Raw genomic sequence first — 16,599 nt, forward strand, 5'->3', positions numbered from 1 at the left:
ACCAGTGACACGAGGATTTTCAGTCCTCTGCTCTACCAACTGAGCTATCTGGGCCCGCGACTTAATCCTACTTGCAATCTTGTTTCATGACTGCTCTGCGTCATAACAATCGTAGTCTACACAAATTTCGTCCAAATGTCAAGTACCTTATCAAAAAAATTTTAAATTTTTGCAATTATTCCTCTATCTCCTACAAATGATACGGTTAAAACTCCTCTTTTTCCCCGTACCATTGCAGTAAAAGCTCCACCACCCGGTTGTAGCTGATCATGCCATCCGAAACACCATTCAATTTCAGTGAAGCATTGGTCAGGGTATCTGAAACACTGTCCACCGTCTCCGTATTCACCACAGCTTTTCCGTTGATTCTCTCCCATTGCTCTTCTGTGACAAAGATATTGTCCTCCTGCACCTGCTGTAATACCTGTAACGGATGTACCGCCTCTCTGGCCGCCGCATAGCTGTCCGGACCCGCCAGTCTCGTCTTATACAGATCGTTTGCCACATAATTCAGCACACTTAAGTAACCCGCATATTGAAAAGTACTGTCATCCGACTCTACGCAGGCCAGAAATGCAATAAAATTCGCCTCATCCTCATAGATATACCCCCGGATGTGAGCCAGCTCATGACACATGGTTGCCGGTTTTTCCATGATGTACATGACATCATTGTAATTTGCCTCCATGGAAAACGGGAAATAATAGCCACACATATACATCTGACACATGAAATCCGAGAAAAACATAGCCTTCGGCCGGGGATAATAACCATCCAGCTGATCATACCTTTTCCCCAGGCTTTGCATCACATCGATGGCTTTATCCTCCATATCCACCGCATTACCCCGGCTGTCCACACCACCCGAGTACACCACGGCACCACTGTCATCCCGTTCCATGACCTCACTGAGCTCATTACAGTGCCGGACGATATCATTGTAGATCCGAAGCAGTTCCTCCGTTCGTTCCTGTGTTGTCTGCTCCTGCGCTTCCTCTTCACCGAAATATTTCTCCGAAAATGTAGACCCATGATAGATCATGGTACAATTCAGCGTCATAATGGCAAATACGGCAAGCAACGTCCATGCAAAAAAAACAAAATATCCCTTCACTCCCCGGCAGTACTTTTCCGAATGTCTGCACGCCGGAATCAGCAAACTGCATCCCAGCACCACCGCAGCCAGCACCACCAGAATCCCTGCCACAATCATCCATTCGCCCACGGAAAAGGGAAACAACCCTGTAATCCTTCCGTAGGTATTGACCCAGATTGGGAAAATATAATCAATATAAGCATCGCTGAGGCTTCTGCTGCTCCAGGCAACGACCTGAAGCAGTAAAAGAACTGCAACGATGCTTAAATAAATTCGAAAACTTTTCTTATGGGATTTCTTATTCTCCATAGTACTCCTTAAGTGGCTTCCTCTTTTCCAACCTTGATCCTGGTCTTCTTCCAGATGCCACAGCGGTACAAAACATACAGGATCAACGCAGAAATGCCATTACTGATCACCACGGAATACCAGACACTGCGCACGCCCATATGCAGGACGCTCTCGCAGAACCACAGTGTCAGGAAACGGAATACCCACAATCTGGTCACATCGATGGCCATGGTCACCTCCGTATGGCCGGTTCCCTGGAACAAACCGGAGGTCGTATTGTATACGCCATTGGTAAAGCACCAGAATGCCATAACACTTAAAAAGTCCGCTGCCATGCCCACGACTTCCGCATCCTTAGAGAAGATCCTGACAATAGCCGTGGAGATCATATCTCTTGATAAAATCATACCACCTATGAACAAAAATACAACCGATATCCACATGGAAAAACGATACCCCTTCTCTGCACGGTCCGGCTGCTTCGCTCCCATGTTCTGCCCCACGATGGTGGCCGTTGCCGAGCCGATGGCATTGGAGGGCAGCGTGATCAGTCCATTCACTTTGTTGCCGATGCCATAAGCCGCCATGGCTTCCGTCCCGTAGACAAACACGTTTTTACTCATCAGCAGAAATCCCAGCTGCATGGTACTTCCGCCGATAGCGGTAGGCAGACCGATCTTAAGGATCATTCCCAGTTTTTCCTTCTGTAATCGCATGTACGCACGGTTCAGGCAGATATCATTTTCCTGTCTGCACAGAAGTCCGAAAGCCACCATGGCCGGAATCGCTTTCGCCAATAGCGTAGCCAGTGCTGCACCGGCAGTTCCCAGATCCAGGATGATCATGAAAAACGGATCCAGGAACAGATTCAGCGTAATACCTCCCAGATTAAGGAACATGGGGCGCACCGTATCTCCCTGTGCCTGATGTACTGCGGAAAAAATGTTGACCATATATAAAAAGGGCATATCCCAGATGACCACCCGCAGATAAACTCTTGCATAATATGCAGTTCCTCCGTCAGCTCCCAGCCAGTTGATGATAGCGGGTGTTCCCAGAAAACACAGTGTGGCACAGACCACGGCAAATCCCATGGCACAGGCAAATATCTGATTTGCCATGGATCTGGCATCCTCTTTTTCCCCGGCACCGATATACTGCGCAATGAGAACTGCACCGGCCACGGTGATACCGCTGCCGAAATTCGTAATGATATTCTGCATCGGTGTCACCAGATTGATCGCCGCCAGCTGCTCTGTTCCAATTTTTCCCAGCCAGTAAGTATCCGTCAGGTTATACATCGTCTGCAGGAAGCTGTTAATCACTACGGGAATTGCCAGAGACAGGATCGCTCTGATCAGATTTCCGTGCAATATCAGATCCGGATTATATTTTTTAGCCGTTTTCATTGCCATCACTCCTAAGTTGTTCTTAGATATATCTTTCTTAATCTAAATTGTATTATACGTTAATTTTTCAGTGGTTTCCACGGCATTTTTAGGGTTATATGTATTAAAACACTTTTTTATTATCTTTTTTATTTACATCATGGAAAGGCGCATCGCCAGACGGCAATGCAGATTCTTGTGCAGGCACAAATCAGTACTTGGCTCATCGTATACGCAAAAAATCCCTCCCACGGCATCTGCCTGCGGAAGGGATCTTATTCTTAATTCTGCGGTCAGGATCAGACTTATTTGATTACAAGGCTGCTCCAACCATCACTGGGGATCAGAGAGATATAGGTCTTACCGGTATTGATCTGGATCTCCTCACCGGTCTTCGCATCATAGTAATGTGTGATAGCATTCTCGGAAGACTTGGTCCAGGTAACTTCGATAGCCTTACCCTGAGTAATGTAGTAACCGGAGCGTCCGGAGTCGATGGCATTGTAGATCAGGTAGCCTTCACCCAGTTCTGCAAAAGTGGTATCCTGCAGAATAACGTTCTCGAAAGTGAGCTGTGCATTGCTGTCAGCATCCTTGTGTGCAGAACCATACTCATAGAAATCATAGGTTCCGGTCTCTTCGTTGTACTTCAGAGTAGAACCGTTGTGCTTGAAAGGAAGCTCAATGGTAGTAGCGCTGATAGCATCACTTCTATCATCAAAGGTAACTTCTCCGTCTGCAAATTTGAAGTGAGGTCCCTGATAGTAATCATTGTAAGTAGTGGTATACTTGGAATTTGCAAAACGCTGCTTCAGACCGTCATAGGTCTTGCCCTTCTGGCTGTTGGTATAGGTATCATAAGTAATATACTCGGTAAACTCGGTTGCCTTACCATTGCTGAAACGGGCGAATCCACCGCTGAAGTTAGCGGAATAATCTTTGGCTGCCCAGTCATTGATGAAGTAAGGGCCGCCATCATGACAGAGAACTGCGTTCCACTCTGCTGCCAACATAAAGTTGGTAGGACGCGCACTACGAATACTACCCAGCTGCTCGATCTTCTCCCAGTCCTTTACAACTACCATAAAACGGGTAATTCTGTCGTTCAGAGTACTGTTCATGATCTCATATACAACATCTGCATCTGCGGTGCCAAAATGAGGCAGTGCGGTTCTCTCGTTATCTACCATTACCGCGATGGGACGCTGATCCTTCAGATCCTCATCGATCCACTCGTTGGTAAGTTCGCTGCGATAAGAGTGCTCCGGTGCAACTTCATCTGCGGGAGACTCAGTTGCGGAAGGCTGCTCTACCTCTTTGGTATCGGTAGCAATAGGCTCTGCTTCTACGGTCTGGATCGGAGAAGAAATAGGCTCACTGTTTCCACAGCCGGTCAGAACGCCTACTGCAATTAAAATTGCTGCAAGTACTTTCTTTTTCATGAATGCTTCCTTTCATCTGTTTGTTCTATCCGGTCTCTCGACCGACACTCTAGAATACATTGTATCCCTAAAGTCCTATGTTTGTCCACCGAAAATTCTTAAGATTTTCTTGAGATTTTCTTTCATAAAAAATGACACCTGGCAATTATATGCTGGTGTCATTTTTGTTTTCTTTATTATTCCTTTACTGCTCCGATATTTACACCCTGTACAAAATATTTCTGGCAGAATGGATAAATGATCATAAACGGCAGGATTGCTACGATAACTGATGCATTTTTTACTGTATTTTCTGTAGCTCCTTCTATCGCTGACGGCAGATCACTTCCCATGATCAATGCACGCAGCTTCATCTGGAAGTTATACAGATTTGAATTCGTGATATACAGCTTATAATTGGTGTAATCGTTCCAATATCCTACCGCATACATAAGTCCGATAGATGCAAGTGCTGCTTTCGACAGCGGTAATACAATCTTGTACAAGATCCGGAAATGTGAACAGCCATCAATCTCTGCCGATTCCATCAGGCTCACAGGAATTCCTTCAAAGAAATTCTTCATCAACACCAGATTGTAGACATTTATGGCAGGCAGCAGAATTACCCCCCACAGATTATTTGTCAGATGGAAATCCTTCATAACCAGATAAGTCGGGATCATACCTCCATTAAATATCATTGTAAACAGCAGTACATTGGCAATAAATGCCCGCCCCGGCATCTTCCACTGGATCAATACATACGCTCCCAGCACAGAGATCAGCAGTCCCATGACCGTACCCATAACAGTAGTATAACAGGAGATTAGAAACGGTCTGAACATCGTCGGATTGGTAAAAATTGTTTTATACCCTGCGAACCCGAACTGCTCCGGAAACAGTTTCATGCCATAAGCCGTCTTCAGATCAAAAGAGTCCACCAGTACTTTATATACCGGGATGATCATCACCAGCGAAAATACTGTAAATATCACGATCAATACGATATCAAAAATTTTCACTTTCTTTTTCATCATACAATACCTCTTCCCCTCGTCTTATGGCTTACCCTGTTACATACCAGCACCAGAATACAGCTTATAATAGAGGAAAACATACCGACCGCTGTGGTATATCCATAGTCCGGTATTGCACCGGAGTTAAATGTCTGCGTATAAATATAAGTCTGCAATACATCTGATACTTTGATCACTGCATCATTCTGTAATACAAAAACTGACTCAAACAGATTCATAACCTTCGCCAGATTCAATACAAGTACCGTTACGATCGTATTGTTCAACGCAGGCAGGGTAATATAAATCATCTTCTGGAAACGGTTTGCCCCATCCATCGACGCTGCTTCATACAATTCCGGGCTGATTCCTGCCAGCGTTGCCATGAAAATAATCGTTCCCCAGCCGGTATCTTTCCAGACATTGATTATGTAATACGAAAATCTCCACCATTTCTGGTCTCCGAGGAAATAGATATTATCCGTGATCAAGTGTAATTTCATCAGAACATCATTGACCAATCCTGCGGATGTCGGAGACAGGATCATGGAAAATATGGATGCTGCCACTACCCAGGACATGAAATGCGGAATGTATACAATCGTCTGAAATACCTTTTTCAATTTTAAAAAAACTAATTCATTTAACAATACGGAAATGATCACCGCAGCACCGGTATTCAGAATCAGCTTTGTAATACTCAGCACCAACGTATTGCTGAACGCCTTCCAAAACCCCGGCATACTGAACATTTTTACAAAGTGCTTTATTCCTATGAAAATCGGATCATTGATTCCTTTATATGTAAAAAAGGCATAACGGATACCAAACATAGGAAGATAATAAAATATCAAAGCTGACACCAATACCGGTGTCGCCATCAGATAGACTCCCCGATATGCACGGGCGTGCTTGAACAGGGTTCCTCCAGGCGTCCTCTTAGGCAAAGTTTTTCCTTTTTCTTTCACATTCAACGTTTACCCTCCGTTCCGGCTGCTCTATCTCAGCTATTCAAAAATCCCATATATTCGTTGTACTTTGTCTCTTCTGTTTTATTCATATGTATGGTCAGTCCATCTTCCGAGAAATAGAGGCGGAAGCGGATGGACGCAACACTTTCTCCGATCAGCCAGCAAAGGATAAACAGCGTATGTTGATCTATCCAGGCTCCGGAAGAAGCACATTTCTCCTTATATATGGGGAACTCTCCCTCTTCCAGATGTCCGATTCCAAAAGGAATCTGACATTCTCTTCCCTCCATTTCATACGAGAGCACTCCTTTTTGATCCTCCTCGGAAAAAGTCACGCCACACCATGTAAATCCATACTTGTTTCGGAGCAGGGGATATTTTTTCCCATAATCTGCACAAGGTTTTCCTTCAAACACTGTACGCAGCACAGGCAACGTTGTTTTCTCCACATCGTTTTCCGGAAAACAATCCTTCAGTAGAACTTCTGTCACAGCATTTTGCATCAGCTGCTCGACTCCGACCATCCCCTGCGTATCTGCTGTCGTTACAACGACGAGATCCATTTCCGGAAATGCCAGCATCATCTGTCCGCCCATCCCCATCATTCCAAAAGTTCCCTCCATCGGAATTGGAATCATATATCCATACCAGCCATCAGCTCCATCCAACTGTGTTGCTGTTCTCGGCTCTGTCGCTCTCGCTACATAGGAACCTTTTTCCTGCTTTAACATCATACAGCCGGTACGTAGCAGATCCTCGGGAGTAGCCATCAGGCCACTCCCTCCCATAGAGGTTCCAAAGGGATCCTCTAAGATATAAGACTCCTCGCTGAAGCCAATCTGGCGCAGCAGCTTATCCTTCATATAATCCAGCATCTTCTTACCAGTCAGTTTTTCTACCAGTGCACAGAGTACATGGGAGGATGATGTATCATACATAAAGAGCGTTCCGGGTCTGTGGGTGGGTTCTGTCTGGAAAAAGCTCCTCACCCAGTTCTCCGTTGTGCTGGTCTTGTTATAAGTCGTCATATTGTGGCAGGTCTGCATTTTCAACATATTTTCAATCGTCATCTCTGCCAGCCAGGGATGTACTACTCCGGGAAGATATTCCGGGAAATAATCGCAGATATGATCCTGCAGAGAAATCTTCCCCTCCTGCTCCAGCAATCCGATTGCCAGAGAAGTAAAGCTCTTAGTCACAGAAAACATTCTCTGAAGTTTATTACGGCAATAGGGTGCATAATATTTTTCAAATATAAGCTTCCCATGCTGCGCTATCAGAACACTATGCAGCGGAACCCGTCTTTTTTCCAACACTTTTACAAACTCCTGCATCTGCCCGTCTGTCAGCTCTCTCATTTTATCTATCATAATGCAACCTCCTATACTGTTACCAGATTATTTATTCAGGGAATCTACGATTGCCTGAGACCATTCTGCTCCGCCTTCCTGTTCAAATCGTTTGTATCCCTCTTCCACAGAAACACCCTGTACTACACAGTCCGCAATAATAGAGTTCTTCAAACTGGTCAGATCGCCGTTATACTGGCTCATCATATCTGTTGTTACCGGCAGAGGTGCCGTCTTGTTATTGGCATTGAAGATTTCCATAGATTCCTCTGTATATTTCTTTACGGGCATCAGTTTTTCTGTCAACGGGCAGATATTGTCATTTCCTATAATACCGCCCCCATACTGTACTCCGGGCTGAGAACGCATCTCCAGCATATGGAATTCTCCATCCTGATATGTATTACCACATACTGTTTCTGCCTGTCTGGACCAATGAACGCCTTCTACTCCATAGCTCCACAAGGTTTCCATATCTCCATCATCAAAAATGCTTTCCAGGAAATATTTAAATACGCCTTCCGGATTCTTACACGAAGAAGTAATCGCATACACCGGTGCACATCTCTGCCAGTATTTTCCAAGCTCTGCGATAGGCGGCATAAATACCAGTTCGCCGTCCAGTCCATTTGCAATCAGTCCCTCCGACATCGTATCAGCCCATCCGCCTGCCCAGTAAGTAAATGCTCCGAACTCACCTTCCATAAATTTGGTACGGCAATTACTGGTCGCATTCGTCAGAGATTCCTTGTCGATATAACCCTTGTTGTAAGCATTCTGTAATCTCTTGATCGCTTCTTTCATGGAATCCTCGGTAAATCCATCTCTCCATACGCCATCTTCTCCCTGATAGAAGGAAGGATATGCGTCCTGATAGAATTCCGGCAGATAATTGGTATAAGGAGCTTCATTACCTACAAATCCCGCTGCGGACACACCAATGGTATTGCCATTAATGCCGTCTCCATCCGGATCACCGTTACTGAAGGCATCCAGCATTTCCAGGTACTCTTCATACGTTGTAGGAATATCCAGTCCACAATTATCCAGCCACTGTTTTCTAACGAAAGTCATGCAACCACCACCGCCGCTCAGTGCCAGTCCATACAGGTGTCCATCCAGCATATTCCCTTCTACGACACTCACATCCGTTTTGGGATTCTTCTTCAGCTCCGAATTGTTCCAGGCATCCGTCATATCCCAGAGAGCTCCTTCTCCTGCATATCCGGAATAATAGGAAGATCCAAGGATTACTACATCCGGCCAGTTCTCCGGTCCGCTGGCAAATGTCTGTCCCAGCACATCATAGTAAGCATTGTGATCCGGCTGAATAACTTCCAGTTCAATTCCTGTCAGTTCTTCCCATTTATTGACCCATTCTTCCTGACCATCTGCCAGCTGCGTAAATGTTCCGTCTACCATAATTGTAATCTTTTCCGGTTTCTCTACATCATCCGCAGTATTTCCTGCCTGTGCGCCGGTATCTGTCTTTCCTGTATCATTTCCCGTATTTTCCGCAGAGCTACCACACCCTGTAAATATCATGGAACATACGGTAACCGCAACCAGTGTAGCTGATAATAACTTTTTCTTTACCATAAATAACCTCCGTCCATATTCTGTTATTTTCTCTGTTGTTTCTTGTTTCTTAGTTTTGTTTTTTGCTGTTCAATTTGTTCATTATTGTCACTTCGGCGCCGGAAGTATCAATGTGCCTTCATTATATCTGTCATTATGCACAATTTAAAGTCACATATTTCAAGTTTTAGTGTATATATTTTATGTTATTAGGGGCTCATTTTTTATGTCAATGATACACATTTTATTTTATTACATTCCATTTCATTGCCTTTTTCACCTATTATGATACTATAATAATATCTCTCAGGAGGGTTTTTGTTATGAATTCCAGAAAAAATAAATACTTCATAAAATTGATAACATCCTACAGTCTGCTCTTGGTCATTGTGCTCATTCTGGGAATTGTTTTCCATTTTATTCTTTCGCATAATGCAAAGCAGGAACTATTGAATGAAAATATGCTTTCTCTTAAAAATGTATCCGAGCAATACAGCAACTGCTATGCGAATATTTATCTGATTTCCAAGCGAATGGCAAATAATTCCAGCCTTTCCCGCCTGGCGGAAGCCGATCAGGGGGAACGGGCGTTTTATTATAATGCCTATATTACCAAACAGGCTCTGGTAGATATGTATTCTGACTATTCACTCCAGCCAATTCAGACCTATTATATCCATCTGCGTCATACAGACTACATAATCAGCTATAATGATTTTGAGAATCTCTATTCCTTTTATAAAAACAATCAAATGCTGGATCCCTCAAAATATGAGGAATGGAAGGAGACTCTGGAATCCTCAGACAATTATAACCATTTTCTTTCTCTTGACCATTTTGCGACCGAATATACACCACACAGAAAAAACTATTGTTATGCTGTCTCTCTGCAGAATTATACCTTCAAAAATATCAATGCTGACATCATTTTTGAGCTGAATGCTGATTATATGCAGCAAATGGTGGATTCTGTCGATCTGATGAAGAATGGCTGTCTCATCATCCAGGATAGCAGCAGTGACACTATGCTTACTTTCAGTAACAATGAAGCGCTGTTAAAAAAAATAGATGTTTCTCTGCTTTCCTCGTTGGATTATTCCGAACGGGGATATTCCAGCACAGTATTTCATGGTGCTCCCGTCACAGTACTCTATACCTCCGCACAGACACCGAATCTGAACTATTATCTGATTGTTCCCACGTCCTACCTGAAAGCACCGGGAAACGGACTGCAGTTACTGTCTCTATTCGTTATCTTTCTCGGTGTCGTAGGAAGCTTTTTGATTATTGTTCTGTTGTCCAAGGCCAATTATAAACCCTATGAAGCAATGGAATATCGCCTGCGGGAAGTGAATTTCAACCACGAAGAGCTCATGCGGTTAAATGAGTCCCAAAAGATCACCCTCCGCAATTATTATTTTGATCAATTGATTCATGGTACGATTCTGAGTGAGGAAGAAGCTGCGTATGCCCAAAATTATCTTTCCATTTCCGCTAATGCCAATTCCTTTGCTATCTTATACTGTAATGTCTACCTGGATACTTTGGAGCTAAATAATGACCCTCAGGGAATGATCAACATCCTCTCCCCTGATTATGCGGATGTTATTTCCGATATCCTTTCCAGTTATTTTATACATTCCTATATCATGCAGGGTTCCCGAAATAGTGTTTATACTATTTTATTATATGACAGGGAAGAACTGGACAAGGTCGAAGATTTATTTTCACATGTTCATACTACACTATTGCAAGAATACAATATCTGGATTTATGGTGGATTAGGCTGTACAACCGACACCATCTCCTCCGTCTGGAAATCGTATCGCCAATCCAAAGAGGCTGTAAAACGTATCTCCAGCCCAGTGTACCTGTGTCTGTATCGTGAGATTTTGGAATTTCAGGATTCCTTCTTTTATCCTAATGAGGTTGCGGATCAGCTATATAATTTTGTAAAATCCGGTAACTTCAAACAGACAAAAACAATTTTTAATTTTATAAAGGACGAAAATTTTAAGAAACGAAAACTTAATTCCAGACAAGTGAAATGGCTTTTAGAAAATATAGAAATTACGTTATTGAAAGTAATCAGGGATAACGACATTTCCTATGATGACTCAAGCTTAGCCTGTCTGTCCGAAGATTCTACCCTGAAAAATTACGAGCAGATTGCTCTGGAATTATGTGAAAAAAACAAGCAACCGGAAAACGACAACCAGCTGATTGTGCGCATTCAGGCTTATATTGATGAGAATTATGGGGATCCATCCTTATGTTTAAGCAGAATATCGGACCTGTTCCACATCTCCGAGAGTTACTTTTCCTTCCTTTTCAAAAAAACAGTAGGGGTAAACTTCTCTACGTATCTGGAACAGGTCCGCATGACGCAGGCAAAACATCTGCTGGAAACAACGAATATTAAAATAACAGATTTATACGTGGCGGTCGGTTACAACAATCTGACCAGCTTCCGCCGTGCATTTAAGAAAAAATACGGTGTAGCACCCAATGCCCTTCGAGAATAACTACTTATTCTTTTTCGGTTGCTTTCTCGCGCAGCACTTCCTCAAACTGTTCGATGGGTACCGGTTTGGAATAGTAATATCCCTGCTGCCAGGTAGATCCAAATTTCTCGATATAGTCGCTGACTTCCTTATCCTCAATACCCTCAATACAGGTTTCGGTGTTTGTCCTCCTGGCATAATCCACGATAGACTGCACCATGGCCTGATTCTGAGGTTTTTGCTTAATATCACGGATGAAACTCATATCTACCTTCAGTTCGTCAAAAGGAAGCTCCAGCGCCAGACTTAAGGAACTGTTGCCTGTTCCGAAATCATCCAGTGCGATCTTGATCCCCTGGGAATGGAAAAATTCTACCTCTCCGCGCAGGAAATGAATATCCAGATCTCTGCATCGTTCTGTCAATTCGAGGCAAAGCTCCTCCGGCTTCGCACCGGTCTCTTTTAAAATATTCATGACAGCACTGCGGAACTCTCTGCGCTCCAGCTGTGCCGCCGCCACATTGACATTGACGAAAAAGCCTTCTGTCTCCTTGCGCAGCTTCTGTACATCCGTAAGTGCTGTCCGCAGAATCCAGTTCCCCAGATCAAAAATACAAGGATCCTGTTCCAGCCACTCCATGAACACACCGGGGGACACCATCCCGTAAGGCTCCAGTTCCCATCGGAGCAGCGCTTCCATTCCCCGGATCTTGCCGGTCTTCGTATCGGCAATCGGCTGATAGAACATCCGGAAGCCTTCAAAGTTATGCGTAGCACACTGATGGATCACACCGATCAGCTCAAACTGGTTCTCGTCACTGCCACAGACCTCATCATTAAAAATCACCAGCTCTCCATGATGCTCAAGCCGGGAATGGTTCAACGCATAAGTCAGACGGCTGCGGACCGCGTTCGTCTCCTTCATATAAGGTTCCATAAATATTGCGCCGGCAGATACCTTCAGAGGGATCTTTTTGCCTTCTACCTCTGTATTCTCAAAAGTTTCTACGATCTCATCGTATATCTGCTGCAGTTCCGCTTTGGATACCTTTTTAAAACTGATCACAAACTTCGCACCGGAAAGCCGGTATACATATCCTTTTCCCTTTAACAGGCGCAACAGCTCCTGTGCCGCACAATTCAGAATCTTATCCGAAAAAGCTGCACCGTACATAACATTGATATGACTGAACTGATCCAGTCCGATCTTCAGCAGAGTCCCCTGTCCGCTTTCCTCCAGGAATTCCCTGATCTCCCGGTCCAGCGCCGGTTCCGTATGCAATCCGGTGGTCGCATCCACCTCGTCGGAAATACCGTAGTTGTTATATCGTATTACGATCACAAAAGGCTTTCCATCCTTATCATTCAGCATTTTTGCCCTGGCGCTGATCCGGTTGTAGGTGCTTCCGTCACGCACCCGGTATTCCCAGGGCTCGTCCATGTTTTCCCCGGCAACTCTCTCACGGAATCCCCTCCGGAAATCCTCCAGATCATCCGGATGAATCGATCTCTTTGATTTTTCTTGTCCTCGGATAGTATAATTCTCCTGCATACCAAAATATTCCATCGCCTTCTCGGACCACCATGTCACGCCGTTCCGCAGATTGGTTATGGATATGTAGGATTTTTTCGCCAGGGAAGTAATGGCTTTTACAATATCCGGGAACAGGATATCCACTTCCTCCCAGAATTTCTGCTCGTCATATTTATTGATACTCATGTCTCCTCCCGGCACTTTCTTCTGTATGCCCACAGTCTCTGTATGCACCCTAATGTAAATGATGTCAGGGTCAAAAGCCCCCAACTTTGATGCCTACGGATTGCTCCGTGCTACGCACTCTCACTTCTCCGCTCCGCTTCGGTCCGTGCTAAACATGTGCCACTGGCACATAGCACCCTACCCTCTATTCGCATATCGGGGCGGGTCAAATAAATTGTAACATATCGAAATGATATTTACGATAGGATAATTAATATAAATTTTTTATGAAATAAAATATCTTATGATTGACTTCGAAAACTATCTGTAATACTATGCAATATAGCAATTATTTCAAATTTGAAATATTCATTTTTGTAAAAGGAGACTTCGAATGAATACTGATATCGAATTCGTACAAAAATTCAATCTGGCTTACAACGCCATGTGCAAGCCTCTGTGCCAACAGTTAAAGCTGCCACAGACAGCTTTTGATATTCTCATGTTCTTCGGCAACAATCCGGAATACCACACTGCCAGTGATGTCGTGGAGATCCGCCGGATCAAGGCGAATCTGGTGTCCGTCAATGTGGACAAGCTGGTGTGCGAGGGGTACCTGGAACGCAGAGAGGCTCCGGATGACCGTCGGAAGACTCTGCTGTTCTGCACGGAGAAAGCACATGATGTCATCGAAAAAGGCCGCATGATACAGAGCATTTTCAAAGATACTCTGCTAGATGGCACCGATGAGACAAGCAAAGAGATCTTTTTCCACATGCTTCATGTCATGGAGAGAAATATGGACAATATCCTGAAAGGAGATAAATAAATGCAGATTTTAATCACGATTCTTGTCACTTTTTTCGCCGGCATGGGAGCCGGCCTGGGCACCGGATTTGCCGGAATGAGCGCTGCTGCCGTCATCAGTCCCATGCTGATCACTTTCCTCGGCATGGATCCGTATCTGGCCGTCGGCATTGCGCTGTCCTCGGACGTTCTGGCCAGTGCCGTATCCGCTTATACCTATGCGAAAAATAAAAATATTGATGTCAAAAACGGCCTGATCATGATGGGAAGTGTGCTGGTATTCACCGTCGTAGGCAGCTACGTATCCAGCCTGGTGCCTTCCGCTACCATGGGGAATTTCTCCGTGTTCATGACTTTCCTGTTAGGTATCAAATTCATCGTCCGGCCCGTAATGACCACCAAAGAAGCCATGCAGGGCGTCTCCGCGAAAAAAAGAGCCATTCAGTCTCTGGTATGCGGTATGCTGATCGGCTTTATCTGCGGTTTCGTCGGTGCCGGCGGCGGCATGATGATGCTGTTGATCCTGACTTCTGTTCTGGGCTATGAGCTGAAAACTGCTGTGGGAACCAGCGTCTTTATTATGGCTTTTACCGCTCTGACCGGTGCAGTTTCCCATTTTGCCATTGGGGGCATGCCCGACTGGACCGTATGGAGCCTGTGCGTCATCTTTACCCTGATCTGGGCCCGGATTGCCGCACTGTTCGCCAACAAGGCCACACCCAGGACCCTGAACCGTGTCACCGGTGTGATCCTGGTGGTGCTGGGCATTGCAGTTATGTGTTTTCACCTGTTAGCCTAGCTGATTTCCTATACCGTGTGTATTTTCCGGCGGAGTGATCGTTGCATTGCTCCGCTGATTTTCTATGATCTTGCGGATTTCCGACAGATCCCTGGCAAAATAAATGCCTTCCTGTCTCTCCGGGGAGGACAATCCCATCTCCGTCATATGTGATAACAGTGCTTTCAGGCTGTCATAATAGCCGTTAAGGTTATAGAGAATGCAAGGTGCCTCCAGGTGCTTTAATGACACTTTGGACATCACTTCAGCGATCTCTTCCAGTGTTCCGGTTCCGCCGGGAAAAGCAATAAATACATCTCCCAGTTCGATCATTTTCGTCTTGCGTTCTGTCATGTCCTTTGTGACGATCAGCTCCGTAATGGCATCATACTGGTATTCCATATCAATGAAAAACTGCGGTTCCACGCCGGTCACCTCGCCGCCTGCCTGTAATACGCTCTCCGCGATCTCTCCCATAAGACCGGATTTGGATCCACCGTACACCAGGCGGTTACCGCTTTCACCGATCCAGGTTCCCAGCTCACGCACCGCTTTTCTAAGAGAAGGATCATTTCCTTCATTTGCTCCCAGATATACTGTAATGTTCATCGTATTTTCCTCCTGCTTCCAAGTATAAGGGCTTTCCTTTCTTTTGACAAGGCAGGAGCTACCGGCACAAATGTGAATGACGTATCGGTTGCGTTAATTCAGGCATAGTACACCTGCTGTCCGGATTCTTCTTTTACATAAGCAATAAATTCTTCCGCCACATGGGACAGGGTATGATTTTTATTCCAGATCAAAGCATAATCCGCATGGGCATTCGGATGCTCCACCGGCCGCACGCAGACGTCCTTGTCTCGGATCAGGGAGGAAATCGATGCCGGATAGATCGAGATGCCGACGCCGTGGAGGCTCAGTTCGTAGGCATTCATCATATGTGCGATCCTTCCCCGGATCACCGGAGCATGCCCTGTGCCATCGAACCATTTATCGATTTCACCTTTTCTGGATTCTCTGGAGGGAATCAACAGATCATAGGGCAACAACTCCGAGGGCTTCACCGGATCATTTTCCCAGGAATACAATGCATGTCCCTTGGGGATCACTGCCACCCAGGGTTCTTCATACACCGGCAGCACGTGGAATTCCTCTGTGTTATAAGGGGCCGTGATCATGGCAATCTCACACAATCCCTTCGTTACGCGGTTATTCACATCATCTGTGTTGCCGTTCCACAGATTGTACTGTACATGAGGATGTCTCTGCTGAAATCCAGCGATCCACTCCGCGAAAAGTCTGGGTCCGCAGCCCTCTACCGACGCAATGTATAATGTCCCCTGCAGTCCTTCCTTGCGTTCTCTGACATCCTCCTCCGACCGGTTCACCAGGTCCAGGATCTGATTCGCATACTGCAGGAACAGCTCTCCCTCTTCTGTCAGGGACACTTTATGGGGTGTGCGAAGGAACAATGTCGTCCCCAGCTCCGCCTCCAGATCCTGGATCTGACGGCTCAGGGGCGGCTGCGCGATCGCCAGCTGCTCCGCGGCTTTCGTGAAGCTTTTCTCCTCCGCCACTGCCTTGAAATACCGGATATGCCGCAATTCCATCTTTCCAGCATCCTCCTTCCATGCTTTTTCCAAAAACCAGCTTAATCTTTCTATTTTGTAACATGTTGTATTTTCTTTTATTATACCTTTT

At 45.2% G+C, this 16,599-nt stretch carries 13 protein-coding genes; 3 read left to right on the plus strand and 10 right to left on the minus strand.

Going from position 1 to position 16,599, the window contains the following annotated elements; genetic code table 11:
- Positions 1–205 precede the first annotated feature (205 nt).
- The 7 genes from ACLTOH_RS09030 to ACLTOH_RS09060 form a co-directional block, all read right to left on the minus strand.
- Positions 206–1,405, minus strand: coding sequence for a DUF3810 domain-containing protein (locus tag ACLTOH_RS09030; protein WP_412223964.1), 1,200 nt, complete (start codon positions 1,403–1,405; stop codon positions 206–208).
- An 8-nt stretch (positions 1,406–1,413) separates the two neighbouring features.
- The gene (locus ACLTOH_RS09035) at positions 1,414–2,796 is read right to left on the minus strand and encodes an MATE family efflux transporter (protein ID WP_337413242.1); all 1,383 of its coding nucleotides are present in this window, start codon (positions 2,794–2,796) and stop codon (positions 1,414–1,416) included.
- A 284-nt stretch (positions 2,797–3,080) separates the two neighbouring features.
- A complete protein-coding gene (locus tag ACLTOH_RS09040; protein ID WP_412223966.1) occupies positions 3,081–4,217 on the minus strand; it encodes a DUF3048 domain-containing protein in 1,137 nt (378 codons plus the stop codon).
- 176 nt (positions 4,218–4,393) lie between these two features.
- Positions 4,394–5,233: a carbohydrate ABC transporter permease gene (locus ACLTOH_RS09045; RefSeq protein ID WP_118669162.1), complete on the minus strand. Its 840-nt coding sequence runs from the start codon at positions 5,231–5,233 to the stop codon at positions 4,394–4,396.
- Positions 5,230–6,159 (minus strand): ABC transporter permease, encoded by a 930-nt coding sequence (locus ACLTOH_RS09050; protein WP_243037058.1) that lies wholly within the window; start codon positions 6,157–6,159, stop codon positions 5,230–5,232. The genes ACLTOH_RS09045 and ACLTOH_RS09050 overlap by 4 nt, the downstream gene beginning before the upstream one ends.
- Before the next feature lie 56 nt (positions 6,160–6,215).
- Positions 6,216–7,553, minus strand: coding sequence for a serine hydrolase domain-containing protein (locus tag ACLTOH_RS09055; RefSeq protein ID WP_412223969.1), 1,338 nt, complete (start codon positions 7,551–7,553; stop codon positions 6,216–6,218).
- 27 nt (positions 7,554–7,580) lie between these two features.
- Positions 7,581–9,131: an extracellular solute-binding protein gene (locus ACLTOH_RS09060; RefSeq protein ID WP_412223971.1), complete on the minus strand. Its 1,551-nt coding sequence runs from the start codon at positions 9,129–9,131 to the stop codon at positions 7,581–7,583.
- A gap of 302 nt (positions 9,132–9,433) precedes the next feature.
- Here ACLTOH_RS09060 and ACLTOH_RS09065 point away from each other — a divergent pair, with 302 nt between their 5' ends.
- On the plus strand, positions 9,434–11,635 hold the full coding sequence (locus ACLTOH_RS09065) for a helix-turn-helix domain-containing protein (RefSeq protein ID WP_412223973.1): 2,202 nt from the start codon (positions 9,434–9,436) through the stop codon (positions 11,633–11,635).
- Between the two features lie 4 nt (positions 11,636–11,639).
- On the opposite strand, the gene ACLTOH_RS09070 is transcribed toward ACLTOH_RS09065, so the two are convergent.
- Complete coding sequence (locus tag ACLTOH_RS09070; protein ID WP_227064028.1) at positions 11,640–13,334, minus strand: EAL domain-containing protein; 1,695 nt, start codon at positions 13,332–13,334, stop codon at positions 11,640–11,642.
- 373 nt (positions 13,335–13,707) lie between these two features.
- Between ACLTOH_RS09070 and ACLTOH_RS09075 the strand changes: the two genes are divergently transcribed.
- Together ACLTOH_RS09075 and ACLTOH_RS09080 are read left to right on the plus strand one after the other, a co-directional pair.
- The gene (locus ACLTOH_RS09075; RefSeq protein WP_227064027.1) at positions 13,708–14,142 is read left to right on the plus strand and encodes a MarR family winged helix-turn-helix transcriptional regulator; all 435 of its coding nucleotides are present in this window, start codon (positions 13,708–13,710) and stop codon (positions 14,140–14,142) included.
- Positions 14,143–14,919 (plus strand): sulfite exporter TauE/SafE family protein, encoded by a 777-nt coding sequence (locus ACLTOH_RS09080; RefSeq protein WP_227064026.1) that lies wholly within the window; start codon positions 14,143–14,145, stop codon positions 14,917–14,919.
- Here the strand turns inward: ACLTOH_RS09080 and ACLTOH_RS09085 are convergent.
- Positions 14,911–15,507, minus strand: coding sequence for a TIGR00730 family Rossman fold protein (locus ACLTOH_RS09085; protein WP_118537143.1), 597 nt, complete (start codon positions 15,505–15,507; stop codon positions 14,911–14,913). The genes ACLTOH_RS09080 and ACLTOH_RS09085 overlap by 9 nt on opposite strands.
- Before the next feature lie 98 nt (positions 15,508–15,605).
- Positions 15,606–16,508, minus strand: coding sequence for a LysR family transcriptional regulator (locus ACLTOH_RS09090; RefSeq protein ID WP_118537142.1), 903 nt, complete (start codon positions 16,506–16,508; stop codon positions 15,606–15,608).
- Positions 16,509–16,599: the final 91 nt, after the last annotated feature.

The organism is Waltera sp. (genome assembly GCF_046969025.1).
Classification (GTDB): domain Bacteria; phylum Bacillota; class Clostridia; order Lachnospirales; family Lachnospiraceae; genus Acetatifactor; species Acetatifactor acetigignens.